Genomic DNA, 26,941 nt, shown 5'->3' with positions numbered 1-26,941 from the left:
CGCTAACTACGATCATTACCCCTCAATAGTAATATCAACGGCAATGCAGCTAAGCTGGCATACATCATCAACAGGAAGCAATCAGCATAAGCGATCACTTCGGCCTGTACACTAACAAGCCCATTTATCTCTGCTCGCCCTTGCAAAGAGGACACATCTACTGTGCTGCCTAATTGCTGAAGGGCGCGGGAGTATGGTGAGACATCCCGAGCCAATGATGAATGTATGATCTGTTGGTTTTGAACGAGTAAGAAACTCATCACAGAAATGCCCACGCTGGAACCGATATTTCGGACAAGGTTATAGAAAGCTGTGCCTTGTGTTCTTAACGCGTCAGGAAGAGTAGCAAATGCAACAGTCGACATCGGGACAAAAACAAACCCTATTCCAAAACCCTGAATAATGCCGGTCCTTATAAGCGTCGCCTCCGACACATTCTGAGTGAACTTACTCATTTCCCACAACGAGTAAGCGGTCATCATAAAACCTGCGGCCAATAGTAATCGAATATCAACCTTCCCAATTAAGCGACCAACTAAGATCATTGCAATCATAGTTCCAATGCCGCGGGGAGCGAGCACTATACCGGCTGTCAAAACAGGATAATCCAATAACTCCTGCAGATATGGGCTCAACATCGCAAGGGTTGCGAGTAGAACAGCGCCAACCACGAAAATCAGAAATTGCGAAACAACAAAGTTTCGATCAACAAACAGATTACGATTTATAAAGCTTTCAGACCTTGCAGTGGCAGTGTGAACAATAAAGAGGTAGAAGCCCAAAATGAATAGCCCAAATTCAAAACGAATTTCGACAGATTGGAACCAGTTTAGTTCCTGTCCGCGATCCAGAAACAATTGCAGCGAGGCTATTGCAAGGCTGAGTGTCGCGAACCCAAAGGCGTCAATGCGAGCGTTAGGGTTAGATGGTCGTTTCGGCAGATATCCTACGGCAAGAAATAGAGCGAACGCTCCAATCGGCACATTTACATAGAAAACCCAACGCCAGTCATAATACTCAGTAAGCCAACCGCCCAAAGTTGGCCCCAGGATCGGCCCAAGCATAACCCCAAGGCCAAACATGGCCATCGCTTGCCCCTGAATGCGTCGAGGATAAGTGTCTAAGAGTGTTGCTTGAGCAAGGGGAACCAATGGCGCACCAAACACTCCCTGGATAAGACGAAATACGACCATCTCCGTCAGGCTGGTAGCGGTTCCGCATAGCATGGACGCGCCCACAAACCCAATGATACAAATTATGAACAGGCGGCGGCGGCCAAATCTTTCTTCCAGCCAGCCAGTCGCCGGGGTCGTGATGGCAGCAGCAACGATATAAGATGTCAAAACCCAGTTAACTTGCGTGCTTGTGGCTGACAACGCTCCTTGCATATAGGGCAAAGCAACATTTGCGATGGTAGAGTCCAGGGCCTGCATTAGCGTCGCAACCATAACACAGAGTGTTATCGCAACTCGTCGCGATCCGACGGCCTGCTGATTTTCGACCAACGGCGCCGCCATTAAAAATTCACTATGCTGGCCAGATCAGCCATCAAAGTTTTTAGCGTCCGGCGATATCCCGTATGAACAGTTACACTGGCGCTTGAGCCCACCCGCAAAAGAACATCATCTGGACGATCTTCAATTGAAATACGAACGGGAATGCGTTGCACAACCTTCACCCAGTTACCACTCGCGTTTTGCGGCGGCAGCAACGAGAACACAGAGCCGGACGCTGGGGAAATACTCGCGACACGCCCATGGAGTTTCAGATCAGGATAGTTATCAACGACAATATCGACAGAATTACCCACTTTAATATGAGCGAGGTCTGTCTCTTTAATATTGGCATCAACCCACGACTCCGTTGAGACAAGTGTGAAGGCCGCCTGGCCCGGCACGAGGTAAGTTCCTATCTGAATATTATCCACTTGTGTTGCGATACCATCAAACGGTGCACGCACTATGGCCTGACCTAAATTCCAAGCCGCCTTTTCCTGCATTGCCATTGCTTGCAGGTATTCTGCTTGTTGTTCAACCGGAATATCTACAGACCCGCCGAGTAAGGCGAGAGTCGAATTGGCTGCGTCTTGTGCCGCTATCCGCTGATCCTGTGCAACGCGCAGGTTCCGCCGCGCCTCTTCAGCAGCTTGTACAGTTCCTACTCCAGTTTGGCGAAGCTGTTGAGCACGATCAAGTTCACCTTGTGCATATGTGACATCAGCTTTAGCTTGTTCAACAGCAGCTAAGTTTTGTTTATATGTTAATGCAAGGCCATCCAGCTTTTCACGCGCGGCTTGAACCTGTGCCTTAGCCTGATCAAGTGCTATGCGATAAAGATCCTGGTCAATTTCAAAAAGAGTGGAGTTAATGGCAACATGCTCATTCTCAACAGCAGTGATATGGGTGACCCGACCTGAAACCTGGGCGACAATAGTCACATTGGGCGCGCCGACATAGCTGTCGTTTTCCGAGACCGTACGACCACCAGTAAAATAAATTAAAAGAGCAATTACGATTGCGACAATGGGACCCGCAAATAACAGAACAGGCCTGATCATGCTTTCGGAGTGCAGTCCACTGCTTGCGCTGTTATCATCATCTTTTTTGAAAGTCTGATCTTCAGTCACTGAAACCTCGCAATACAAATTTCAGAAGCATTATAAATCACGGCGCTTAACAGCATTTATATTACAAACAACGACACAGACTATTCAATATGCTTAGAAGCTCTCGATCAATATTTTTATTTTTAATGCGCAAAAGATAACATCAAAGGGTGTATTCGCTTTAACGGGTTCGCATGTTATAACCAGTTAAGCATTTCAAACATTGAAATTTTTACGGGCTTAGGACGCTACGAATCCCGATCTGTCATGTAATTAAGATAGCCCGTAAGTCATTCACATTGGTCCCGGTAGGCCCTGACATATAAAGATCCTGAATTGAATTGAATGCTGTCCAGGAGTCATTACCGGATAATGACGCACCAGGATCCACATCCGCCTCTCGCATTCTCACAAGTGTATCCGGCGTTACAAACGCACCAGCGTTGCTCTCGGAACCATCAATACCGTCCGTATCAGCCGCGAAAGCGCACACGCCGTCTAAACCTTGCAAAGCAATGGCAAGTGCCAGCAGAAACTCACTGTTGCGACCACCTTTGCCACTTTTCCCTCGAAGGGTCACTGTGGTCTCGCCTCCAGACAAAAGCAGAATGGGCTTAGGAAAAGGTCGATTGCGTAGCTTAATTTCACGCGCAATAGCCGCATGGACCCCGGCTACGTCCCTTGCCTCTCCTTCGATAGAATCCGAAAGAATGACCGCCTCAATGCCCTGCCTTCGCGCATATTTGGCAGCGGCTTCGAGCGAAAGTGCTGCAGAAGCAATCACCTCAGCCCGATGATTTCGCAAACGCTCATCATATGGCAACGGCGCAGTCACTTCGGAAAAAGAGAGATGACGGATTGCCGATTTGGGCAGCCTTATCTTATACTCATCAATAATTCTGAGCGCGTCTGCACGTGTTGTTTGATCTGCAATGGTCGGCCCTGATGCCACAAGAGCCGGATCATCGCCGGGAATATCCGAGACGACAAGCGTGACAAGTTTCGCAGGCCATGCTGCAAGCGCAAGTCTGCCGCCTTTGATTTTAGAAAGCTGCTTGCGAACAGTGTTCATCGCGGCAATCGGAGCACCGGAGGCAAGCAGTGCATCGTTGATTACAATCTCGTCGGCCAGTGACATGCCTTCTGGCGGCGCTGGCAGTAAGGCAGAACCGCCGCCCGATACCAGGGCGATTACCAGATCATTTTCTGTAAGATCAGATACCGCCTCGAACAGGCGTTGTGATGCGAGCAAGCCGGCTTGATCAGGAACAGGATGAGCAGCTTCAAGGATTTCAATCTTTTCACAATGCGCAGCATATCCATAGCGCGTGACCACTACACCTTCGAGTTGGCCCTGCCAGTTATTCTCAAGTGCTGCCGCCATTTGTGATGACGCTTTTCCAGCGCCGATCACAATCGTCCGACCTTTTGGTCTCGACGGCAAAAACTTGCAAATACTTAGAGCGGGGTCTGCCGCAGCTACGGCCGCGCGGAAAAGGCTATCAAAGAATGTCTTTGTATCGGCAATCATGCAAATGCTCATTCAGCTATGTGCGCGATGTCATCAACAGCGCATGTGTAACCATCTGGGAGATCACCGACCAGATTACGAACACGCTTGTCACGTATGGCTTCGATAATCTGCAAAACGGCTTGTTTTGCACCCGCAACCCGTGACGGATGATCGGTATCAGCAGCAATATGCGGATAAAGCTTCATTCTGCCGCCAAGTTGGCGGGCGGGTTCAATATAAGGAGCTAACGGTCCACTCAAGTGACCCGTTTGCGTATCGCGAAAAATATCTGCATCAATAAAAGCGTAACGCACCTGGCCGCATCGCATCGCATCCGACAGCGCGTCAACATCAACGACCTCTCCACGATCAAAGTTTACAATAATGGCTCCGGGACGCATCGCCTTTAACACTGAAGCGCTGACAATTGCGAAGTTCCCATACAAGCCACTGGTTTCGTCACGCAGGCCGAGACCAACATGGACACTCAGAATGTCAGCATTGCTGCAAGCTGCAACCAGATCATCGCTGTAATCAAAACCTTCAGCAAGAACTCGCTTTTTGTGCGCAGAACGCGCATAGACAGTTACATGCATCCGGAAAGCTTTTGCGAGCCTTGCGACCTCACGGCCAATATTACCAAATCCAAGGACAGTAAGTCGTTTACCTTCAAGTTTTTCTGTCGGGTAGGCCTGAATATGAAACCGCGTATCAAAACGCCCGGTCAGAACCTTATCATGCAGATCATCAAGCGGCAGATCAGGCGCCACACTCAGTATCGCCTTCATGACCATCTGTGCTGTGGCACGGCTGTTACTGCCCGGCGTATTCATCAGCGGCGCGTTACCGCCAGCACCGGTGCTACCGCCCCATGAGGCCGATCCCATGTTTCCCGTTCCCGCACCGATCCGTACACCGCCAAGACCAAACTGTGCTTGTGATGGAATGAGGGTTGCAGCAGCAATAACAGCATCATAACTTCCATTTCCTGCCTGCATCATTTCTTCATCCGAAGACAGATGCGGCAAATAATAGAAATTAACGGCATCAGCACGCGCTTCTGCTGCGTTCTCCAGAACGCCGCCGATATGAAATACGCCCCCCTGCGCGTGGACAAAGTCCGCCACCTCAGAATGATCCGGGCAACCATTTTGATTAAGTTTTAAACCAACCAGATCGCAAATAAGTACTTTTTTCAACGAAGAATTACTTTCTCATAATTGACCGCCATTGATTGTCTTTCCCAGCTTTTAAGCTCGAGCAAGAATCGGATTAACAGCGGCTGCTGAGCAAGAAAGCCGTCGCAAGTGTGCGGTAAGCTCTTTGACTAACTCAGGATATTCATCAGCCCGGCACGCCAACATCGCAACGGATAAGGCCGCAATATCTTCGGCATTTTTGCGTAGTTCCAACAACTGCTCGGCATGATCTGAAGAAATGGATATATCGAGTTCACGACGTATGTGGCCTGTAATATCTGTTGCTGTGACCGTGCTATCATTGTCAGATTGCAAAACGACAATCTTCGCACGTTGCCAGGCATACTGCAGATTTTCCAGCAGAAGCAGAACGTCCTCTTCACTGCGCACTCCGCCAACCCATGCACGGAAATCTCCCGGTGTCCCAGGAAAAGCATTGATATAAAATGCTGCACAAAGCCCCGCCTCATGACGACCACTGGCATGGGTTATGCCCTCATAGCCCAGCAAACTTTTTGCTTTTGCAAGGATCCGGGCATGGGTTTCAGGATCAGTAATATCCGCGTCATTTACGCTCAACAATGTAACCGCAGCACCGCGACGTTCGACATCGCTGACCGACAATGACAACAATGTACTGGTCTTCGTCCAGTTCGCGATCACATCACGATTGCGTATTGACGCGAGGTTCAAGGCTTCAACATTGCCAATTCTACTCTTAACACGCATCAAACCGAAGGTCGTGCGTGCAAAAGCCAAAACGCTAAAAGTATTAATCACCCCGCCCAGCATTTTATCGGAAGCCGGATCATAAAATGGTCCGATTTCAACACTCGACTGACTGCTAAGTGGCCGTTTCGGGTCTAGTGGTGCCGTTAGTCGCAGCTGTCGCGGAATAAACCATGATAGAGTTTGCTGATTGCGACCAATGAGAGCGAGAGCATGTGGCGTGAATGACGCTACGAAGTAGCCCGCAATGCCACCAATAGCTTTCTGCAGTGGTGTAAAAAGACAACACTTTTCCATAACGGCTTTGATCAGTGACGGTTCCCACGCCATTGCACCTAACAGAGACGTGGCATCCAAAATGGCGTGATGATTATGCGGGTCAGCATCAAGCCAGTCACAAAGATTGCGAATATCAGCTGCACTGTAACTTGTTGCACCAGTCGTTTCGTGGCCGACACCAATAAACAGACGAATGCGCCTGCTTTTCAACCATGCAGTGTCGGGTATCGCCCCTTCGGATGCTGCAAAATGCAATCGGCTGACATCTCCGTCTTTGGCATGACGCTGCATCTCTATAATCTGCGCTGCCCATGACTGTCGGAAAAAACCTGCGCCAGCTGCATCATCCCCTTCAGGTGCAGGCGTATCAACATATACCTGACAGTCCGGGGACGTATTCATGAGATGCATGATGCAACTGGTGAAGCCGCTGTGCCCCCCGCCGAGGCCAACAGCCAGGCGGTTCTTTTCAGAAAAACCAAAATAACTATGAATTTCACGCATCATGTCGAGAATGATCTTATCCGCCGGGTAGCCCCGGTGCATGGATTGTTCAATTTCGGCGATAGTGAAGCCGCCCAGATCACGGCCCCGATCATCATATTTTCTGTAATTGGCTGTCAGCCATCTTCCAAATTCAAAATTGAGTTGCTGAGAGGCCAGAATACCATCTGTGCCATCCGTAATTGGACCAACGCCAAAATAAGGATTACCCGGACGCGATGGTGGCCCATTCCGAGTGGCATTCTCAGCGATCTGAATTATTTTTTGGATTTCGTGACTGTGCATGACGTTGGACCATTTCGAATGCAATCGCAATACAGAGCAAGGCACTGGATTTTAGGATTTCAGGCGGTTGCAGTCATCTTTAGAGGTGGATTTCTGAGCACGCTTCACACTCTTTGAATGCGCACTAAAACAAACCCGGCAAAGTTCTGATCGAAGCCATGCCGGGATGAAGGACAAGCAGCGCGCTTATCGGGATGTGATCGTCTCTGTCGTAATTGCCTCGAGGCTCTTGTGTCGGGTTTCAACACCGGCAACGGCAATCGCGATGATCTGGATGACCAGTAAGACAGAGACCATCGCAACGACAGCCATCAGGCCCCAGCCATTGAGCAGGAACAGGATTGCATAAGGAACGCCGATGCTTGCAAAACGTCCTGCCATTACGGCAACTGCGGTAGCACGCATACGAACCTGGGTCGGGAACAGTTCCGGCAGATAGCCAGCCTGAACGACGGACACGAGATAATAGATAATCGTGAACATCACAAAGCCTAAAGCCGTTGCCGCAACCTGTGACGTCACCAAAGCAAATAGTGGCCCCACGATCGCAGCAAGAAGCGAACCGCCAATGATTGCCGGACGACGGCCGATACGGTCAGTCAACATGAAAGCGAGGATAGCACCGCAAGGTCCGCCAAGAGTCATGAATGCTGATTGAAGCAGAGACGCATTCAACGAAATGCCCTGTTGGGTCAGAATAGTAGGCACCCAGGCAACAAAACCATAGATAGAGACGCTCTGTACGATCATGGCAATGCCAGCAACGATCAGCGATGTGCGGAAACGTGGATCGAAAGTCTTGTAGTCTGCCGAAATATTCTGCGTCGTCGTGCGATCAATCGTCAGTGGTGGCAGCTTGGAAACATCCGTCCCTTTTTCAATATCCGCAACAACAGCCGCGGCTTCCTCAAAACGCCCTTTGCTTGCCAGCCAGCGTGGAGATTCAGGAATATTCTTCCGCGCTATTAAAACGGTAATAGCTCCAACGCCCACGATGATGAACATCATCTGCCAACCCATGGTCGGAATAACGAGCCATGCAGTTAGTGTCGCAAAGAACAAACCGGCCTGCGCAATGCACGACAGCAGTGCAGCCCAGCGCCCACGATAAGCAGGTGGAACAAACTCACTGATGATGCCGTAGCCGATGATATTCTCTGCACCCATACCAATCGCACTAATAAATCGCGCGACGATCAAAAACTCCATGTTCGGTGCAAAGGCACAGGCTATTGCTGCAAAGCCAAAAATGGCAAGATTGAACTGATAGGTAAACTTGCGTCCATAACGATCCCCCAGAATACCGGCCATCAAAGAGCCGATCAACATCCCTACAGCTGTTGCTGAAAGAAACGTCGCATTCTGCGTTAATGTCGACCAACCCGATTGCTTGAGTGTCGCAAGTACAGAGTTTGCCAGGTAAATATCGAAAGAATCAAAGAACATCCCTGCCCCAACCAGGAGCAGGAATTTTTTATGAAAGCCGAGAATAGGCAGGCGATCGAGTCGTGCGGCCAGACTGGCCGCTGAATGTGTGGTTGTCATGTTCACCTCTGTTCTTATTATTATTTGTTACATTTAATGTTTTGCGTAGACGCCGGTATATTGCCCTGCAGCAATTCCCTTCAGGATTTCGTCCTCTTTAGCCGACTGTTGTTGCGAAGCTTTCAAAAGCTCCTGAGCAATTTCTTGAGGGAAAGCGACAATGCCATCTGCATCACCAATAACGATATCGCCCGGGTTGACTGTCATACCCCCAATGCTGACCGGAACATTGATTTCACCAGGGCCATTCTTATAAGGACCGAGATGAATGGCTGCCCTCGCAAAGACAGGAAAATCTGACTTTGCAAGCTCTGCTGCGTCGCGAATAGCACCGTCCAGCACAAAGCCAGCCGCTCCGCGCATTGCAGCAACGGAAGACATGATTTCGCCAATCAAAGCGCGGCTTGTATCACCGCCACCGTCGACCACGATCACATCGCCTGGGCGGATCATTTCCAGTGCTTCATGAATGGCTTTATTGTCACCCGCGCGGGTGCGAACTGTAAGGGCTGTACCAGCCATTACCGAACCGTTGTGATAAGGCCGGATGCCAACTGCACCAGAAAGCCGCTCAAGATTATCGCTGATATTGGCAACGGGTATTTTTGCGAAGGCCGCAATCAACTCAGAACTGGCTTGCTCAGCACTCTGCAAACGACGATTTCCTGTCATATTTAATCTCCGGAAATAGCCCGGCAGCAAAAGCTGCTACCGGTTTAAGATATTATTTTTTCGATGTCGGTATTGGTCAGCTCAGTGCAGCGCAAGCTTGCGCAATACGCTCACAGCCCTGCTCGATTGTTTCGATGGCAGTCGCAAAAGACAGACGCAGATAGGGCGAAAGACCATATGACGTGCCATCCATCACAGCGACATTGGCGACCTCAAGGAAATACATACTCACATCAAGATCGGTTTTCAGCACGCGACCATCTGGTGTGGTCTTACCCAGCAGTCCTTCGACCGATGGATACACATAAAAAGCACCTTCCGGTGTCGCACAGCGAATACCCGGAATCTCAGCGAGCAATTCACACATCCGGTCACGACGCTGTTTATAGATGGCGCACATATCTTTGACCGGATTCTGATCGCCATTTAGCGCTGCTGCAGAGGCTGCCTGACTGATAGAGCTTGCACAGGTTGTGCTCTGGCCAAGCAATTTTCCAATTGCTGCGATCAACGGCTTAGGCCCTGCTGCATAGCCAACACGCCAGCCAGTCATGGCATAGGCTTTCGACATGCCATTGATGAGCAAGCAACGTGCCTTGAAATCCGGATTGATCTGCACAGGTGTGTAATGCGTCACCCCATCATAAACGATGTGCTCATAAATATCATCCGTCATGATCGCCACATGCGGATGACGATCAAGAACTGCCAGCAATGCGCGCAGTTCTTCTTGATTGTAAACAGCGCCCGTTGGGTTACTCGGAGAGTTCAGAATAAGCCACTTGGTTTTTGGCGTAATGGCTGCTTCAAGCGCTGATGGCGTCAGCTTAAACCCATGTTTTTCCCCGCAGACAACGACAACCGGGGTGCCATCATTAACGGCGACAATATCGGGGTAAGAAACCCAGTATGGTGCAGGAACAATAACTTCATCACCCTTGTTCAGAGTTGCAGCAAATGCTTCGAAGATCAGCTGCTTTGCACCAACACCAACAATAACTTCCGAGATATCATAGGATACATTATGATCACGCTTCAATTTTCCAACAATTGCAGAGCGTAGTGCATCCGTGCCCTGCGTTGCAGTGTAGTGTGTATCACCCGCCTTCAACGCATCCATTGCGGCATCTATAATATGTGGTGGGGTTGCGAAATCCGGTTCACCAATTGTAAAATCAATAATCCTGAATCCCTGACTTTCCAGCTCGCGCACTTTGGCTTTGGCCGCAATACTGGCAGATGGTTTCAGATCAAGAACGCGTTTTGAAAGCTCAATTGACATCATTTGTTCCAGGTTGGGAATCGGGCACAGGTCAAAGCCCGACAAACTGAACAGAAAGTGATGCTTTATTTTCATTCTGAAAAACGATAAATAATAATAAAATTTCATCTCTTTTGGGAATGACTAATATGACCACCGGTGTAACTGTAAAACAAATGGAAGCGCTTTACTGGATCACCAATCTGGGTACATTTGAAAAAGCCGCATTGCGGCTCAACACGTCCCAATCAGCTATTTCTAAACGTGTACAAGAGCTTGAAGGGTTGACAGGCATAACCGTTTTCGACCGTTCGCAGCGCGGGGCCCGGCTTACCGAGCAAGGCGAGTATTTATTTGCCATTGCAGAGGAAATGCTACAGCTGACAGATCGCATTCAGGCACTGCACGACACGTCACAGCAACCACTTTACCGCCTGCGTATTGGTGTAACGGAGTTGACTGCCATTACATGGTTGCCTCGTTTCGTGACAGAACTCAGAGCAATTTTTCCGTCCGTATTGCTTGAGCCGGAAGTGGACATGAGCCGAACACTGTTTGAAAAACTCTGCGATGGCTCAATGGATTTCATCGTAATCCCAGAGACATTCGCTGATCCGGATGTTATTGCGATTCCACTGGCAAAAGTGGAAAACGCCTGGATGGCGAAACCTGGACTGGTCAACTTCGAAGATAGCGTATCTCTGTCGGAACTTACAAAATACCCTATTCTGTCTCAGGGTGGGAGGTCAGGATCCGGACTTTACCTCAAAAAATGGTTTCGCAATGAAGGCGTCATTTTCCCAAAACTTCTGTCAAGTGACAGCATGACCGCCCTTCTCGGTTTCTCAATCGCCGGTCTTGGATTGAGCTATGTTCCCCGCGATTGTTTCCAGCCTCTGGTGAATGAGGGCAAATTGGAAATAATTCCGACATCGCCTGCACTTCCCCCAGTTCCGTATTCAGCAATGTATCGCAGCGACCGTCCGGCAGCTATTGTCTCCACTATCGCCAAACTCGCAGCAGAAATCTGTGATTTCTCACGTCAATATCAGAATTAAAAGCTACATTCCCAAAAGCGATGGCAAATTATATATTTTTATCGCTTTTATTCTTTATGCTTGCCGATCATCTTTCGGAAGCTCGATTAAGGTCACATGTCGGGGACTCGATGACGTACTGTCAATAAGAAGTCCCGGGAGCAATCCCTTGTCGTCACATCGGGCGTTACGGAGGCACCGGATAATCACTTTGTCCGGCAAAATGGGTAAATCGGAAAAACAATCTTATGAATCTGGAGCGCGTTAAGGATTTGCTGGATCTGATGTCCAGCTCATCCGTCAAAGAGCTGGTGCTGATCGATAATGATGGAGAAATTCGTCTCAGGCGCGATCCAAAGGATGCACCAGTCAGCATCGCACCACCCCCTCTTTCCACTTCAACAACTGAGACGCATCACACAAGCACTATCAATGCCCCCCTGCCCGGCATTCTTTATCTGGCACCATCCCCTGATGCGGCTCCTTATGCCATAATCGGTAGCGCTGTTAAAAAAGGCGATACCCTTGCTTTGATTGAAGCCATGAAAACGATGGTGCCTGTAGCAGCCACTGAAGATGGTATTATCGCTGCAATATTTGTAGAAAATGAAGCTTCTGTCGATTCAGCGCAAAAGCTTTTCGGCATGGCACCCGCAGCGGAGTAAAAAGCATGATCAACAAGGTGCTTATTGCCAATCGCGGAGAAATTGCTGTCCGTATCCAGCGTGCCTGTAAGGAAATGCAAATACCTTATGTGCAGGCCTATTCAGAAGGTGACGTCGACGCGCCTTATGTAAAACGTGCAGAACAGGCAATTTGTATCGGCCCGGCTTCACCGCGTGAAAGCTATCTGAATAAATCTGCCATTATATTTGCGGCAATGAGTTGCGGCGCAGATGCAATTCATCCGGGATATGGTTTTCTTTCAGAAAATTTCGGCTTTGTCGAAGCCGTAGAAAACAGCGGAATAACTTTCGTCGGTCCCCCCGCTTCAGCAATCTATCTGATGGGTGACAAAGTCAGAGCACGGACTACGATGGCTGCGGCGGGCGTACCCTGCCTTCCCGGATCAGAAGGAGCTCTGAGCAATTCGCTCTCCGAACAACAATATCTGGCACGAAAAATAGGTTATCCTGTTATTATTAAAGCATCGGGCGGCGGTGGCGGTCGCGGGATGCGTGTTGTCCATAGTGAGGCTGAACTTTCTGAGGCAATCGCAATTACGCGAGAAGAAGCAGGAAACGCGTTTGGTAATCCGGAAGTCTATCTCGAAAAATTCCTGACCAATCCACGTCACGTCGAGATTCAAATTCTTATAGATAGCCATGGCAATGGCGTCTGGCTGGGTGAACGTGATTGCTCAATGCAAAGACGTCATCAGAAAATTGTCGAAGAGGCACCTGCGCCACATATCAATCGTGATCTGATAGGTCGGGTTGCAGAACAGTGTCTGCTAGCCTGCCATCAGATCAATTACCGTGGTGCCGGTACTTTCGAATTCCTCTACGAAGATGGCGCACTTTACTTCATTGAAATGAATACGCGTCTGCAGGTTGAGCATCCGGTAACAGAAGCAATTACCGGAGTTGATATTGTTCAGGCCCAATTGCGCATTGCCCGGGGTGAACAACTGGGCTTCTCGCAGCAGGATATCGTCCTTAAAGGACATGCATTGGAATGCCGCATCAACGCTGAGGATCCGCAGAGCTTCTTCCCTTCACCGGGTATAATCAGCGAATGGGTTTTTCCGGCAAGTGAACATGTCCGTGTCGATAGCCATATCGAAGAGGGCTACGAAATCCCGCGCCATTACGATTCCATGATCGGGAAAATTATCGTCTGGGGCGAGACCCGGCAAGACGCAATCAAGCGTATGCAGAACGCCCTCAAAATGACAAAGCTTCAGGGGGTGAAAACCAATATCCCTCTGCATCAGGTCATTCTGCAAGACCCGGATTTCTGTGCCGGTGGCACAAATATTCACTTCCTTGAAAAAAGAATAATTGGTGCGGGGGGCACCGCAGCATGACCGACGCCGCAGCACTTCTTATCTCCGACATGGGAGAACGGGCCATCTTGTGCCAGTTGCCTCCGGCCGCCTTATCGGTGCAAACGCAGGAACGTTTCTGGGCACTGAGTGAGGAACTGGAGAAATTTAAAGGAGTCGGAGAAAACATCCCCGGCATGAACAATCTGCTGGTCGGGTATGATGCAAATATTCTCTCACGCGATGCGCTGGTAAGCCATATCACCCTTTTATGGAGCGGCGCCAACAGCCGTCCCCGCGCCGGAAAGCTTATAGAGATACCAGTACGATATGGTGGCACTTGCGGTGAAGATCTTCCTGTTCTTGCACAGAGCAAGGGCCTTAGTGCGGAAGAATTTGTCCACTTGCATGCGGGCGGAGATTATATTGTCTATGCACTGGGTAGCCAACCTGGGTTTGGCTACCTTGGAGGGTTGGATCCGCTGCTTTCAACGCCACGCCGAGATACACCGCGCTTGAGTGTAAAAGCTGGTTCAGTGATCATCGGTGGAGGTCAGACTGCCGTGCAAGCACGCACCTCACCGTCAGGATGGCATGTTATCGGTGAAACTGATCTGGAGTTTTTCAATATAGACCATCCCTCCCCCGCGCTGCTTACGCCGGGAGATCGTGTCCGCTTCATCATTGAGAACATTCAGCCATGATTGAAATTATTCAGCCTGGAATTCTGTCGACTATACAAGATCTCGGCCGACCATCCTACCGGCAGGTCGGTGTGACGGCCAGTGGCGCGATGGACCCACTCGCTTTTCAAGCCGCAAATATTCTGGCTGGAAACAACCGCAATGAGGCAACAATAGAAATTGCGCTCGGTGGCATTGAAATTCACTTTTTACATGACACCGTTTTCGCGCTTACCGGAACCAATATCAATGCAACTCTTGACGGCTCTCCTGTCCCCGGCTGGTGGGTTCAGCAGGCTTATGCTGGTCAAGTGTTAAAGTCGACCCCAGTAGGGGAAGGTATGTATGCTTACCTCGCCATCGCCGGCGGCTTTACCATTGAACCGGTTTTGGGTTCAGTTTCAACTGATCGCAAAGGCGGCTTTGGTGGTATTGAAGGACGTGCTCTCAAGACGGGCGACCACCTACCCCTCAGATCGGGTGCGCAAGAAATTTCAATCGCCCGGGGATTTGGTTTCAACACGCAGAAGTTCGGTCTGCTTGAAACTGATAACGTGATCAGAATGCTCCCAGCCGCCGAGTGGGACAACTACGATAGCGCCATGCAACAAAGCTTTCTGCAGAGTAACTGGCGTATCCAGCCTGACAGCAATCGCATCGGCTATCGTCTCGAAGGTCCGATTATAGAAGCTGTGAGAAAAACTGAACTCTTCTCCCATGGCATTTTGCCGGGGGTTATCCAGTTGCCGCCATCGGGGCAACCTGTTGTTCAGATGAATGACGCCAACACGTGCGGCGGCTACCCAAAACTCGGTGTTATTATTGGTGCCGACCTGCGCAAACTTGCCCAGACCCGACTGGGGGGACACGTCCGATTTACACGCACCGATCATGAGACTGCGATTGCCGCCGCCAATGCCAGCGAACTGCGTTTAAACCAGTTGGAGGCGCAGGCGACACTCGCATGGCAAATGGTCAGGAAAAAAGCTGCATGACACTATTTACTGGTAATTTTATTCGTGCGGTCAGTGACCATGCAACCACTGCAGGCATCAGCCATGTCTGCATTTCAACCGGACACTCCAGGCTGGAACTTTGGCTTGATACCCCTGTGCCGGAGTCGGCCTCCCATGGGCAGCTTCTGGCAATTCGTGCTTTCACTCCGGGCGTATTTCGTGAGGAAATCAGCAACCAGGTACTGCGGGCTGGTATTCCGGTCAGTAAGAATGAGCGGCTGGGTTGGCTTGAGACAGGAGATTTAATTTTTGAAGTTAAAACCCCTGAAGCCGGAATATTCGAACATTTCAACGTGAGCAACGGGCACATTGTTGGCTATAATACGATACTTGCCAACATCCGCACCTAAGAGGAATATCACATGACTAATAAAGCCATTGATTTAAACTCTGATCTTGGTGAAGGCTATGGTGCCTATGAAGTGGCTGACGATCAGGCATTACTTAAAATAGTTTCCTCAGCCAATATCGCCTGTGGTGTACATGCAGGCGACCCGGTTGTTATGGACAGAACGGTTAAGGAAGCACTCAAGAACAAAGTCGCCATTGGTGCGCATATCGGCTTTCCTGATCGTGAGGGCTTCGGGCGCCGTATGATGAGGCTGTCGCTGAAGGAGTTGGAACTCACGACGATCACGCAATTGGGTGCATTGTCTGCGATCGCCCAACATCGCGGTGGGAGACTAACGCACGCAAATTTTCATGGCGCACTTGGCAATCTCGCTTTCACCGACAACGATGTAGCAAAAACATTGATTGCAGCTATGAAAGCCTTTGACCCCACGCTCGCTTTCATTGGACTTCCGAACACCGCTGCGGCCCATCAGGCCGAGTTACAGAATGTCAAACTCATAAAATCCTTCCTTGCTGATCGCGGATATTCAAAAGCAGGGCTGCCGGTTGCGCGTGGAGAGAACGGTGCGGTCATTCATGACAGTTCAGCCGTCGCCCGGCGAATTTCTGCGATACTGCAAACAGGCGGATTAGAAACGGTTGACGGAACCCATATAGATATGTGTGTGGATTCAATCCTAATCCACAGCGACACACCTAACTCTGTTGAACTGGCAGACAAGATTAGACAAGCCGTTGATCAGTGCGGTTTTCGTGTACGCTCGTACCAGTAAATTTTCGCTTCTTTGCAAGCTATATTATGCTGATGTCCAGTCAAAAGACCGAGTTCTGTTCATCGCCATCTGCAACAGGAGCCCATAACGTTAAGACTGTGCACTTGGTTTAATGAGGTATCAGCTTAAAAGTGTCACACCCAACGTAGAGGACTAATAAAGGAAACTTTGCTGCCGATGAGACGAGAACCCAGTCTGAACACGTCATCTGTACAAGACATCAATCAGGCACAAATATTTCAACCCTTCGATTGAGTTGACGGCCAGCAGGGTTGTCCTTGCCGTCGACTTCATTCAGCGCAACCGGTTGGGTTTCACCTAAGCCTTTGGCTTCCATCTCGGTGGTGACTTTTCGATCTTTCAACGCAGACTTAACTGTCAATGCACGTCGCTCAGATAAGTCCAAGTTGTATTCGTCAGTGCCTTTAGCATCAGTATGGCCTCTGATCTCCAGACGTTTGGGGGCGGCACTAATTAACGCCGCTGCCAGTGAATCGACGGTTGCGCTGGCGTCAGAACGCAAATCGGCTTTGTCAAAATTAAAAAGAATACGATCTTCCAGGGTGATAAGATAACCACATACTGCCGGTGGCAAACGGAATTTCGTCAACAACGGGAATTTACCTGCTTTTGGTACAGGAGGCAGAGGCTCCATCTTTACACTCTGACCGTCTATGGTGCCATTGCCATCACCGTCATTGATAATGACGTGTTCTCCATTCCATGATCCCTTTCCATCGCCCTCATTGACGACCTGGCCAAGAGGACCATTCCAGACCCCACTGCCATCTGGTTCAATCACGACCTGACCCATGCGCTCAGAGTTCCAGGTTCCACCTCCTTTACCATCAAGGGTAATCTGATCGGCCTGACCATTATAGCTTCCTGAGCCATCGGCCTCGATTGTGATCTGCTCGCCATCCTCACCAACACGGTTGATGGTACCCGAACCATCCTCTTCGACAGTAAACTGAGCGCCATTGATATTAGCAACGCCTGCTCCGCCTTGCTCTATAATAAAGGCGCCCTGATCACCGAAATTCGCGACAATTCCGGCATCTTCCTTGAGTACCAAACCAAGTCCCGATACGAATGCACCCTGATCGTCGCAGCGTGCTGGAAAGACACGGATGCCTGGAACAGCGAAAAGCGTTTTGCTAAGCGCATTTTGAAACTTTTGTTGCGCGGGCTCGACACCAATAAAATCAGGTATCATTATCGCAGGAACCGGCGGAATCTCTTGCGCGCTCCGCGCTTCTCCGACAGTCACCACTAAAAGAATTGTGCTTGAGAACAACAAAGCATGGCAAAGCGGGTTGGGGAAAAAGCGGTGTGCGAGCATTCGATATCCTTACATGCCTCATGTACGAAAAGGCTTTGATTCAATGGCAAAGCCTTCCAACTCAAGGATAGAAAGCAATTTTTCGGGAGACTGTCAAAGAGGGATTGCAGCGGAGGATTGTGACTGCCTGCTCTCCTCCCCACTTATCACAAAACAAATTGAAACGACAGCGTAACCTGAACCTGACTACCGTTTTGCTTGAGGAATGTATTGTATTTGACTTGATCTACAGGCAGGCGATTTCACGCCACATGTTTGTTGCGGCCTGGCGAAATTCACGGTGATCGGCGGAACTGAATTTGTTTCCTGGGGAGTAATGGCGGTTGTAAGTAGGGTCGTGAATGGAAGCGAACTTTGTAAATGTCGAGCAGACTTGAAACGCTTCCTTATGCCTTCTCGTCGCCCAACAGGCTGATGCAAATTCTCGCCACGATTGTTTAAACCCTTATACTGGCGCTGGTCGCAAACGCTCACGCCGATCTCACGATTTGCAGCACTGTAAGAACCCAGCTTGTCGGTCACCACGACGCCAAGCGAACGGCCCTGGTCAGATAAAAGTCTACGGATAAGGTGCTTGGCATCGCTAGTATGACGGCGTTTTTGCACAACGACTTCAAGGACAAACCCTTCCTGATCAACTGCACGCCAGAGAATGTGTTTCTCACTTTTGATGGATATCACACATTCGTCCAGGTCCATTTCTCACCAGGCCGTGGCGTTCGACGACTATACTATTGGCGTAGCGTCGCCCGAACTTCTCAGCTCATTCACGAATTGTCTTGTGGGTAACAATCATGACACGGAAAGCCAGCATAGCCTCGACTATGCGAAAGCTAAGTGGAAAACGAAAATACGACCTTACTGCTTCTGCGATAATCTCAGCGGAAAAAGATGGCGGACATAAAACTAAGAATGAGGCTCGGTCTACCGTTTTTATCACACCGCAAGCTTACGTTAAAGTTAAGGTATCGGTGTCGTTGCGATGTTGATTTGCAATCTACCAAACACCCACTTGATTAGCTGTATTGTTTATATCGCGTGCGATTAAATAGAATCGTCATGCCACTCAGTGTCGCTCTCGCATCATGTTTTCGAACATAACCTTCTGAATTATTTATAGGTGTTCCCCGGCCAAGCTGGTGAATGGCCGGGGAACAACGAGAGCTTAACGTTGTGCCACAGGACGTACCAGCGGTGTTACACGCCTGATGGTGACGCGCCGGTTTTCTTGCTCGGCCGCCTGTGTGCGTATTTTGAGGAAGCGTTCACCATAACCCTGTGTGACGAGGTTTTCAGCTGGAATATCGTAAACTTCGGTCAAGAGGCTGGCGACAGACTCTGCACGACGGTCTGACAAGATAAGGTTCGAGCGATCCGAGCCGATAGCATCTGTATGCCCTTCGATGAAAAAGGTTTCACCCGGATCTTTCTGCAAAACTTTGTGCATGGCATCAGCCACTTTTCGCAAAGTTTTTGCTTGTGAAAGAGAGACTTCGGCGCTTCCCGTCGCAAAATGAATTGTATCAAGATCGATGCGCCTTACTTTGTCGCGAATTCGGGCTGAATGGCGGACTTCATCAATCGTGTAAACACGTTCAACACGCTCAACAGGAGGGCGAGCAAGGAAATCATAGAAATCGCGGTCAGGATCGTCTGCGACATCGATAATATAATCACGAACAGGAACTGTCAGCCGCATTGGCGGCAGTTCATAGCCGACATCCACGATAGCAGCGCGTGGCCCATCATCATATTCGGGAGCGTATATCATGAGATAGTCATTGCCATCCCTATCGATCCTATTGCGCTGTAGAATATCGCCATAGCGGTTATAAACTGTCACGATTTCGTAGCCGCCGGGGCGTACAATTGTCTCGCGCATGCGGCCTCCCGGCAATTCATCATAGTAGGTGCGCTCTGCATCGCGACGAAGGCGAGGACGGTCGTCACCCCGAACAAAAATACGATCGCCAGCATCCAGAATGACACGATTGTCAACCTGTTCAACGACCTTAACGTTTGTCACATTGTTATTGATATTGTTGACCGTCGTGTTGTTAACAACAGTGTTATTGATAACCGTATTGTTGATTATATTGGTTGTTTCAGGAACGACAAAGGCGGGGGCAGCGTCAATGCGCGTACCCTCTTGTTTGAGATTTGCCTCTATTTTTTTAGACAAATCCGCCTTCAACGCTTCTGGAATGGCGACTTGCGCAGATGCGTCGTCGACAGGTGACGCTGTATTTTCCTCACTCGCGCGTTGTTGTTCACGCTGTTTCCGACGATCTTCACGAGATTTATTGCCACCCCAATTGTCTGCATCTTTATCGCTGTCCAGGATTGCCGCACCGTTTTCGACTGGCAAAACAACAGTCTCGTCACTCTTTGCAGGGTCTTTCGCAATCGCTTGCTTTTCATCGTTCGTACGTTCGTCAACAATCTCTGGTGCCGGTACCGGAGCAATTGTTTGCTGCACCTCACGGTTTGGTTCTATTGGCTGCTCAACGGGCTGCTGAGTTGATGCACCCTCAGGTACTTTTGGGGGCATTGAAGGCTGATCAATGGGTTGTTCCGGTTGCGGGGGAACTTCATTTTGAAGTGGTCGGGCATTATGTGATGGCTGCTGTTGTTGTTCAGCAGTATTTTCCTGAGGCGGAGTTTCCAAAGCTGGGGATGGCAGCGGCTCGTCAGCTGGTTGGGCAGGCATTTGAGGTGCTGACTGTTGTTCCACTTCTTGTGGTGTGGGTTCTTCAGCAGCTTTCCTGCGCGCCTCTTCTTCTGTTGCACGTTGTTTATCTTCGTTTGCCTGCTGTTCGGCTGCTTTCCGCTTTGCATCGTCAGCGGCTTTCTCTTGCTCCAGAGCGTGCTTCGCAGCTTCCTCTTTTGCTGCTTTCTGTTCTGCTTCGGCGTTGCGTCGCATCTCTTCTTCGGCAGCACGCTGCTGCTTTTCAGACTCTTGACGAGCCTGTTCAGCTTGCTGACGTTGTTGTTCGATGGCGCGCTGATCTTCCTCTGCAGCTTGCCGCGCCTGCTCTGCAGCACGCTGCTGCTCGATAGCTTGACGATCAGCTTCTTCCTGAGCTGCTCTTTGTTGCTCTTCGGCCTGGCGTCTATTTTCTTCTTCTGCAGCTCGCTGTTGTTCGTCAGCTGCGCGCCGGGCCTCTTCCTGAGCGCGTCTCAACTCGTCTTCTTGCTGCTGACGCAGATCTTGGCCTTCTGATGCAGGCTCACCGCTATCCTGGGCCAACAGCACAGGGGGCTCTAAAGTTTCTGACATGCTCGGTTGGACGCTCATGGAAACAGAAAAAGCTGGTACAAAGACCGTAGCAAGAAGCATCATACGCTTAGAACGAATAGACATAGCCCTTCTCCTTATAGAAGGCATAAATTGCGAGCATTTTCCCGGAACAAAATTGCCTTATGTTGCTATCGGTATTTGCTGATTAAGAACAAAGTGCGACAACCTCACAAAAATGTTAACCAAAATTTCATGAACCTGTTCTGAACGGAGCATCCTCCAATGGCACCATTACCTAAACTTTAGCCTAAGCATGCGGTGTGATAAAAAGGGGTGACCGAACCTTATTGATCGCTTTATCACTGCCATCGCTTTCCCGCTGAGTTAATTGGGCTCTGTCGAAAATATTTCAGCAGGTTAAGAACAAGCCTATCTTTGGACGCAATTATGCTGCGAACTCCACAACGACTTTGAATGGCGGTCCATTGTCATTTGCGAATGGGTTTTTGCGGATCATATGCGCCACTTCAATGCCGGCAATAGTGGCTGCAGCGGAATGAAATGTTTTGAAGCCTAACATGTGTTCGGTGATCCGTTTGATGAACCAATGATCCTGCGCGAGAATATTGTTGAGATATTTGACTTGCAGGATTTCAATCACTTTGCCTGCGCCCGTGATTTTCAGGATGTTGTCTAGAGCCTGTGCACCAGCCAGATTTACTCCGCTTTTATCAATGACGATTTTGTCAGGAAGACCATTGCGTGCTTAAAGAAACGCCTCGCAGCCGCAAGATTTCGGCGCTCGGTGAGCATGAAGTCAAGGGGGTGGAGGTTAAGACAAAACTGCTTGACTGCGCGCGCCGAAATCGGCGCGCGCAAGTCCTGCTTTTAATGCGTATGGTGAACTGCTTGAAGCTCATAGACCGGCGTATCTATTCCCTCCATTCGGGCTTTAAGCTGAAGCGAAAGATACTGCGAATAGTGTCGTGACTGGTGCAGATTGCCGCCGTGGAACCATAATGCCTCCTGCTGGGTCGGCTTCCACATATTGCGCTGTTCGCCTTCCCATGGTCCGGGGTCTTTTGGCGTATCCGATCCCAATCCCCAAACCTTACCAACCTTGTCCGCGGTTTCCTTATCAATAATATCTTCAACCCAACCATTCATGGAGCCGTAGCCGGTCGCATAGACAATGAGGTCCGCTGGCAACTCCGTACCATTGGCAAGTCTGACACCGTTTTCTGTGATCTCATCAATTTGACCGGAAGCAAGCTTGATTTTGCCGTCAATGATAAGCTGTGAAGCGCCGATATCGATATAGTAGCCGGACCCGCGCCGCAGATATTTGAGAAATAGCCCGGAACCATCGGAACCGAAATCCAGCTGGAAACCAGCCTTTTCAAGTGCCGCATAGAAATCTGCATCGATCTCACGGATCTTGTCATAAATGGGTATCTGGAACTCATGCATGATACGATAAGGCAGTGACGCAAAGATCAAATCAGCCTTGGCGGTGGTAACGCCATTCTGCAGGGCTTCTTCTGAATAAAGTGCGCCCAGCCCATGTTTCATGAGCGGTTCAGAGCGGACAATATGCGTGGATGAGCGCTGCACCATAGTCACATCGACGCCAGCTTCGCAAAGCGCTGCGCAAATATCATGCGCTGAGTTGTTCGACCCGATGACAACGACTTTCTTGCCTTTGTAACCGTCCGGTCCCGGATGGCGAGAAGAATGCTGCTGCTCACCTTTGAAACGGTCCTGTCCTTTCACGCTCGGAATATTCGCCTTACCCGACATGCCGGTTGCGAACACCAGTTGTTTGGGTCGCAGCGTGACTTCCTCGCCATCCCGGTCGATGATGACAGACCATTCCTTCTTGTCTTCGTTCCATTGTGCAGACTTGACCGTGGAGCGCGTCCAGTAATTCAGCTCCATCACCTTGGTGTAGAATTCCAGCCAGTCACCAATCTTGTCTTTCGGAGCAAAAACCGGCCAGTTTTTCGGAAAATCGATATAGGGCAGATGATCGTACCAGACCGGATCATGCAAACAGAGCGACTTGTAGCGCTTGCGCCATGAATCGCCGGGACGCTCATTGCGCTCAACAATAATCGTTGGCACGCCGAGCTGACGCAGGCGTGCGCCAAGCGCAATACCGCCCTGCCCGCCGCCAATCACCAACACATAGGGCTGTGTTTCATAACCAAGCGTACGGGCTTCCTCCTCGCGTTCTTCCTTCCATGTCTTTGCGCCGAGATCCTGACCGTGCTTTGCTCCCAGCGGACGAGTGAAGCCGGATTTCTCCTCATGGCCTTTCAATTCAGACATGACGGTGAGAAGCGTCCATATCCTGCCACCCTTCAGACGGATGAGCCCATAGCCGCGAGCGACTTCGGTTTCGAAAGAGATCCAGCTTTCGGTCACACCATCGGCGTCTGTCGCCGCTTCACCCGGCGCAACAAGCCATTTCGTCGGCTTTACCAGCTGCAATTGTGACTGCAGCATGTCTCTCACCTGATCCTGCCCCTCGACCGTTTTGATATTCCAGGTGAAGGCAACCAGATCACGCCAATAACAATCATCGGCAAACATCGAAACAGCTTCATCGATCCTACCCGCTTCAAGTGCTGAGCCGAACTTATCGAGAAAGGCCTGCACACGGACCGTTGGTGTTTTCTCTAACATTGCAATTTCCTCCCATAGATGTTGACGCCGGGCTCTCCCAAGCCCGGCAGTGAAATGCCTATCGCTTCAAATCGATTAGTATTTTGAGCTGGGTGCCGGCCGGATCGAGCAAGCGGTCGAAACCTTCGGCAACAGCGTCCTCCAACGCGATTGTCTTGGTTACAATATTCTTTGCAGGAATCTGACCGCTGGCGATCAGCCTTGCGACACGCGGCCAATAATGTGTGGGATAGGCCCAGGAACCACGAATATCGATATCCTTAAACGTGACATCAAACCAGTTGAGCGGATTTTCATGCGGATGCAGCCCGGTCTGCACCACGACGCCCTGTTTGCGTACGGCATCGGTGCAGTTCTTCAAGGCATGTTCATTGCCGACACATTCGATGGCCACATCACAACCGACATTGCCTTCGGTTTCCGCACGGACCACATCGCCAACATTTTCAGACTTCGGATTGATGGTGCGAATATCACCCAGCTTTTCGCGCGCGAGCTGCAGCCGTGTTTCGTTGAGGTCGGACAGGAATATCTGCGACGCGCCTGCAGCCCGTGCTGCCATCGCCACCAGAATACCAATCGGCCCAGCACCCGTAACAAGCACACTATTGCCAGCCGTAACGCCGCCACGGTCACAGGCGTAGACTGCAACAGCCGTCGGTTCGATCAGAGCTGCCTCTTCATCACTGAGATCGTCGGGAATGGGTTGGACATTATAGCTGTTGAGCAAAGCCTGTTCTGCCATACCGCCCGAATGCCAAGATAGCCCCGCAAGCGCCAGACTGGTGCTTAAGTGATAAAGCCCACGATCTGCAAAGTAATCCCCTGCCCTTGGCATGATAAGTGGCTGCACCGATACGCGGTCACCAATTTTGACATGACTGACGTCCGAGCCCACAGCTTTGACCACGCCGCCAAACTCATGGCCCAAAATCTGAGGGCCGCTTGTTTTTGTAAAAGGATGCGGTTCGGTCGGAATGAAAATCGGCCCATAAGCATATTCGTGCAGATCAGTGCCGCAGATACCGCAGAAGCGATTTTCAATGAGAACCTGATCCGGGCCAAGATCGTCTGGCGCTGGCACGTCTTCAACGCGCAGATCCTTGGCAGCATAAAAGCGCAACGCACGCATATATTTCTCCTCCATTTGCGAGAGAAGAAAAGCAAGCGGTATGCCAGTTTTACCTTAGACAATAAGATATTGATTTTTATTCATTTTATTTGGCAATAAATTGGGAACTAAAACCAATGCAACACGCTTCCTGCAACAGGTGTTGCATCTGTTGCAGCATCAGTGGGTCTGTTTCAGGCGACGATGAATCGTTGACCGATTAACGCCGAGCTTGCGCGCAAGCGCCGAAATATTGTTACCGCATTCATCAAGCTGATTGCGCAGGCCCTGATGATTGTTCGCCACCCCAATATCCGTCTGGAACTGATCGGGCAGACAGTCGATTGTGATAGTTGCATCTGTTGCAATTGCGGCTGCAACACGCAACGTATTGTCCAACTCGCGCAGATTTCCGGGCCAGCTATAGGCTGCAAGTTTAGCCTTCGCTATGCGATCAATCGTGATCGTCTCGCCCTCTTCTTCGCCAATACGGCGTAGAAGGTGATCAACCAGCGCGTCAAAATCCTGCCGCTGTCGCAGCGACGGCAACGTCAATGTTGCGGCATTGAGCCGGTAGAGCAGATCTTCGCGAAAACGGCCTTCGGCAGCAAGCGCTGCAAGATCACGATGCGATGCCGACAAAAGCCGAAATTTGACTGGCTTCGGTTTCAGCGCGCCGACCGGCTGAATTTCGTTTTCTGAGAGAACCCGTAGCAGACGGCTTTGCAGGATAAGCGGCATATCGCCGATCTCGTCCAGAAACAGCGTGCCGCCATTGGCTGCCTCGATAAGCCCGATCTTTCCCTTTTGCATGGCGCCGGTAAAGGCACCGGGAACATAGCCGAACAACTCGGATTCGATCAGTTGTTCAGGAATTGCCGCGCAATTAACCGCAATGAACGGACCGGGTTTGGCGCTGCTATCGTGAATGGCACGCGCCAGATATTCCTTACCGCTGCCAGTTTCACCCTTGATGAGAATGGGGATATGCCGATCCGCCAGTTTGGCGGCGCGAGCCTGCAGCGCCTCCATAGCTGGGTCGCCAAAACTCAACTGTCGCAAGGCGGCAGGTAATCGCACGGATATGCTGGTTGTTGGAGCGCGGAAACTGCTAACTGGTGCAATCGCGCTTGCAAACAGCGCCAGACCATTGCGCGCGCGCAGCAAACGCTCTCCATTAGGACGTCCCCGCATCAGCGCGGGGAGCTGATCAATATCGACATCAAAGACGCTGGAAATCGGCTTTCCGATAAAGTCCTTGGTCGAAAGAGTGTTGAGGTTCATGCCGCGTGCAACAGCACCAAAACCGCCATGTGTCATTCCGGTTATCATGCCGCTGCCGTCAATAGTCAGTGCTGCGTCAGGATCAACATCGAGGAAATCCGGCAGTTTTGCCAGCCGCAGAACCCAGTCTTCTCGTGCTCTGGTCATCAAATTGGCAAGCTCAATGCGACGCGCTGTGGAAGCCACGAGATGCAATGCAAGCTGTTGGCTGGCTTTGGCAGTTGGTGACCGCAATTGTGAAATGTCGAGCACTGCCGATAGATCACCCAGAGTGTCGAAAATAGGAGCGGCTGTGCAGGTCAATCCAATGTGCGAGGCATCGAAGTGATCGTCCTGATGGATGATGACAGGCTTTCCCGATACGATACAGGCACCCACTGCGCAGGTTCCGGCGCGATCTTCAGACCACTCCGATCCAAGATAAAGCCCCGCCTTGCGCAGATGATTATCAAAGGTCGGATCGCCCATAAACTCGACGGTGACGCCGCGCGCATCCGACAACAACAGCACATAGTTCTGATCTGCAACCTGCCGGAAAAGGCCTTCAAGGCCGGTTCTGCCAATCCGGATCAGTTCTTCTGACTGCTCACGATGCTCGCGCAGCAATGCGTCGGGCACAATATAAGCCTCCTGCGTCCGGGCAGGATTAAGCTGGTAATCGTTGAGACAACGCAGCCAGGATTGGATGACCGGACGATCACGATCAGACGCACCGCCCATAGCGACGCGCTCAATCTCCCTGATGTGCGACAGTGCCGACACCATATTGCTCCTCCTCCAACCAAATGCTGGCACAAGAAAAGCAAAGGTTCAAGGACGAAGACAGCATCAGC

20 protein-coding genes and 2 pseudogenes are annotated in these 26,941 nt (G+C 50.4%); 7 read left to right on the top strand and 15 right to left on the bottom strand.

Going from position 1 to position 26,941, the window contains the following annotated elements; all coding sequences use genetic code 11:
• Positions 1 to 2: 2 nt before the first annotated feature.
• The 8 genes from J2782_RS16555 to J2782_RS16520 form a co-directional block, all read right to left on the bottom strand.
• On the bottom strand, positions 3 to 1,517 hold the full coding sequence (locus tag J2782_RS16555) for a DHA2 family efflux MFS transporter permease subunit (RefSeq protein WP_404989663.1): 1,515 nt from the start codon (positions 1,515 to 1,517) through the stop codon (positions 3 to 5).
• Positions 1,517 to 2,626 (bottom strand): HlyD family secretion protein, encoded by a 1,110-nt coding sequence (locus tag J2782_RS16550; protein ID WP_310014561.1) that lies wholly within the window; start codon positions 2,624 to 2,626, stop codon positions 1,517 to 1,519. The genes J2782_RS16555 and J2782_RS16550 overlap by 1 nt, the downstream gene beginning before the upstream one ends.
• A 244-nt stretch (positions 2,627 to 2,870) precedes the next feature.
• The gene (locus J2782_RS16545; protein WP_310014560.1) at positions 2,871 to 4,136 is read right to left on the bottom strand and encodes a glycerate kinase type-2 family protein; all 1,266 of its coding nucleotides are present in this window, start codon (positions 4,134 to 4,136) and stop codon (positions 2,871 to 2,873) included.
• A gap of 8 nt (positions 4,137 to 4,144) precedes the next feature.
• On the bottom strand, positions 4,145 to 5,245 hold the full coding sequence (locus J2782_RS16540; protein WP_310014559.1) for an NAD(P)-dependent oxidoreductase: 1,101 nt from the start codon (positions 5,243 to 5,245) through the stop codon (positions 4,145 to 4,147).
• 123 nt (positions 5,246 to 5,368) lie between these two features.
• Positions 5,369 to 7,114, bottom strand: a complete 1,746-nt coding sequence (locus J2782_RS16535) for a hypothetical protein (RefSeq protein WP_404989662.1) — start codon at positions 7,112 to 7,114, stop codon at positions 5,369 to 5,371.
• A 186-nt stretch (positions 7,115 to 7,300) separates the two neighbouring features.
• Positions 7,301 to 8,659, bottom strand: a complete 1,359-nt coding sequence (locus tag J2782_RS16530) for an MFS transporter (protein ID WP_310014557.1) — start codon at positions 8,657 to 8,659, stop codon at positions 7,301 to 7,303.
• 33 nt (positions 8,660 to 8,692) lie between these two features.
• Positions 8,693 to 9,331: an RraA family protein gene (locus J2782_RS16525; protein WP_064322955.1), complete on the bottom strand. Its 639-nt coding sequence runs from the start codon at positions 9,329 to 9,331 to the stop codon at positions 8,693 to 8,695.
• 76 nt (positions 9,332 to 9,407) lie between these two features.
• On the bottom strand, positions 9,408 to 10,616 hold the full coding sequence (locus J2782_RS16520; protein ID WP_310014555.1) for an aminotransferase class I/II-fold pyridoxal phosphate-dependent enzyme: 1,209 nt from the start codon (positions 10,614 to 10,616) through the stop codon (positions 9,408 to 9,410).
• 125 nt (positions 10,617 to 10,741) lie between these two features.
• On the opposite strand from J2782_RS16520, the gene J2782_RS16515 reads away from it, so the two are divergent.
• The 7 genes from J2782_RS16515 to J2782_RS16485 all read left to right on the top strand — a co-directional run bounded on the left by J2782_RS16515 (position 10,742) and on the right by J2782_RS16485 (position 16,442).
• Positions 10,742 to 11,650, top strand: a complete 909-nt coding sequence (locus tag J2782_RS16515; protein WP_064322954.1) for a LysR family transcriptional regulator — start codon at positions 10,742 to 10,744, stop codon at positions 11,648 to 11,650.
• Between the two features lie 227 nt (positions 11,651 to 11,877).
• A complete protein-coding gene (locus J2782_RS16510; protein WP_310014553.1) occupies positions 11,878 to 12,294 on the top strand; it encodes an acetyl-CoA carboxylase biotin carboxyl carrier protein in 417 nt (138 codons plus the stop codon).
• Between the two features lie 5 nt (positions 12,295 to 12,299).
• Positions 12,300 to 13,658, top strand: a complete 1,359-nt coding sequence (accC, locus tag J2782_RS16505; RefSeq protein WP_310014552.1) for an acetyl-CoA carboxylase biotin carboxylase subunit — start codon at positions 12,300 to 12,302, stop codon at positions 13,656 to 13,658.
• Entirely contained in the window at positions 13,655 to 14,320 is a 666-nt protein-coding gene (pxpB, locus tag J2782_RS16500) for a 5-oxoprolinase subunit PxpB (protein ID WP_310014551.1), read from the top strand. The genes accC and pxpB overlap by 4 nt, the downstream gene beginning before the upstream one ends.
• The gene (locus J2782_RS16495; protein WP_310014549.1) at positions 14,317 to 15,294 is read left to right on the top strand and encodes a 5-oxoprolinase subunit C family protein; all 978 of its coding nucleotides are present in this window, start codon (positions 14,317 to 14,319) and stop codon (positions 15,292 to 15,294) included. The genes pxpB and J2782_RS16495 overlap by 4 nt, the downstream gene beginning before the upstream one ends.
• Complete coding sequence (locus tag J2782_RS16490; protein ID WP_310014548.1) at positions 15,264 to 15,665, top strand: hypothetical protein; 402 nt, start codon at positions 15,264 to 15,266, stop codon at positions 15,663 to 15,665. The genes J2782_RS16495 and J2782_RS16490 overlap by 31 nt, the downstream gene beginning before the upstream one ends.
• 12 nt (positions 15,666 to 15,677) lie before the next feature.
• Positions 15,678 to 16,442, top strand: coding sequence for a LamB/YcsF family protein (locus tag J2782_RS16485; protein ID WP_310014545.1), 765 nt, complete (start codon positions 15,678 to 15,680; stop codon positions 16,440 to 16,442).
• A gap of 220 nt (positions 16,443 to 16,662) precedes the next feature.
• Here J2782_RS16485 and J2782_RS16480 read toward each other — a convergent pair whose 3' ends face one another.
• From J2782_RS16480 to J2782_RS16450, 7 genes and pseudogenes are all read right to left on the bottom strand, one after another.
• On the bottom strand, positions 16,663 to 17,784 hold the full coding sequence (locus J2782_RS16480; RefSeq protein ID WP_310014543.1) for an OmpA family protein: 1,122 nt from the start codon (positions 17,782 to 17,784) through the stop codon (positions 16,663 to 16,665).
• 226 nt (positions 17,785 to 18,010) lie between these two features.
• Positions 18,011 to 18,721, bottom strand: a pseudogene (locus J2782_RS16475) (IS6 family transposase).
• 228 nt (positions 18,722 to 18,949) lie between these two features.
• The gene (locus tag J2782_RS16470; protein ID WP_310014540.1) at positions 18,950 to 21,148 is read right to left on the bottom strand and encodes an OmpA family protein; all 2,199 of its coding nucleotides are present in this window, start codon (positions 21,146 to 21,148) and stop codon (positions 18,950 to 18,952) included.
• Positions 21,149 to 21,470: 322 nt separating this feature from the next.
• A pseudogene (locus J2782_RS16465) lies at positions 21,471 to 21,847 on the bottom strand (DDE-type integrase/transposase/recombinase); the annotation flags it as partial.
• 66 nt (positions 21,848 to 21,913) lie between these two features.
• Positions 21,914 to 23,713 (bottom strand): NAD(P)/FAD-dependent oxidoreductase, encoded by a 1,800-nt coding sequence (locus tag J2782_RS16460; protein WP_310014539.1) that lies wholly within the window; start codon positions 23,711 to 23,713, stop codon positions 21,914 to 21,916.
• A gap of 58 nt (positions 23,714 to 23,771) precedes the next feature.
• Positions 23,772 to 24,845: a 2,3-butanediol dehydrogenase gene (locus J2782_RS16455; protein WP_310014537.1), complete on the bottom strand. Its 1,074-nt coding sequence runs from the start codon at positions 24,843 to 24,845 to the stop codon at positions 23,772 to 23,774.
• Positions 24,846 to 25,004: 159 nt separating this feature from the next.
• The gene (locus tag J2782_RS16450) at positions 25,005 to 26,873 is read right to left on the bottom strand and encodes a sigma-54-dependent Fis family transcriptional regulator (RefSeq protein WP_310014535.1); all 1,869 of its coding nucleotides are present in this window, start codon (positions 26,871 to 26,873) and stop codon (positions 25,005 to 25,007) included.
• Positions 26,874 to 26,941 lie beyond the last annotated feature (68 nt).

Source organism: Brucella pseudogrignonensis, from assembly GCF_031454375.1.
In the GTDB taxonomy this organism is placed as follows: domain Bacteria; phylum Pseudomonadota; class Alphaproteobacteria; order Rhizobiales; family Rhizobiaceae; genus Brucella; species Brucella pseudogrignonensis_A.
The sequence above is the reverse complement of the archived record's forward strand: the minus strand, read 5'-3'. Positions and strand labels throughout refer to the sequence as shown.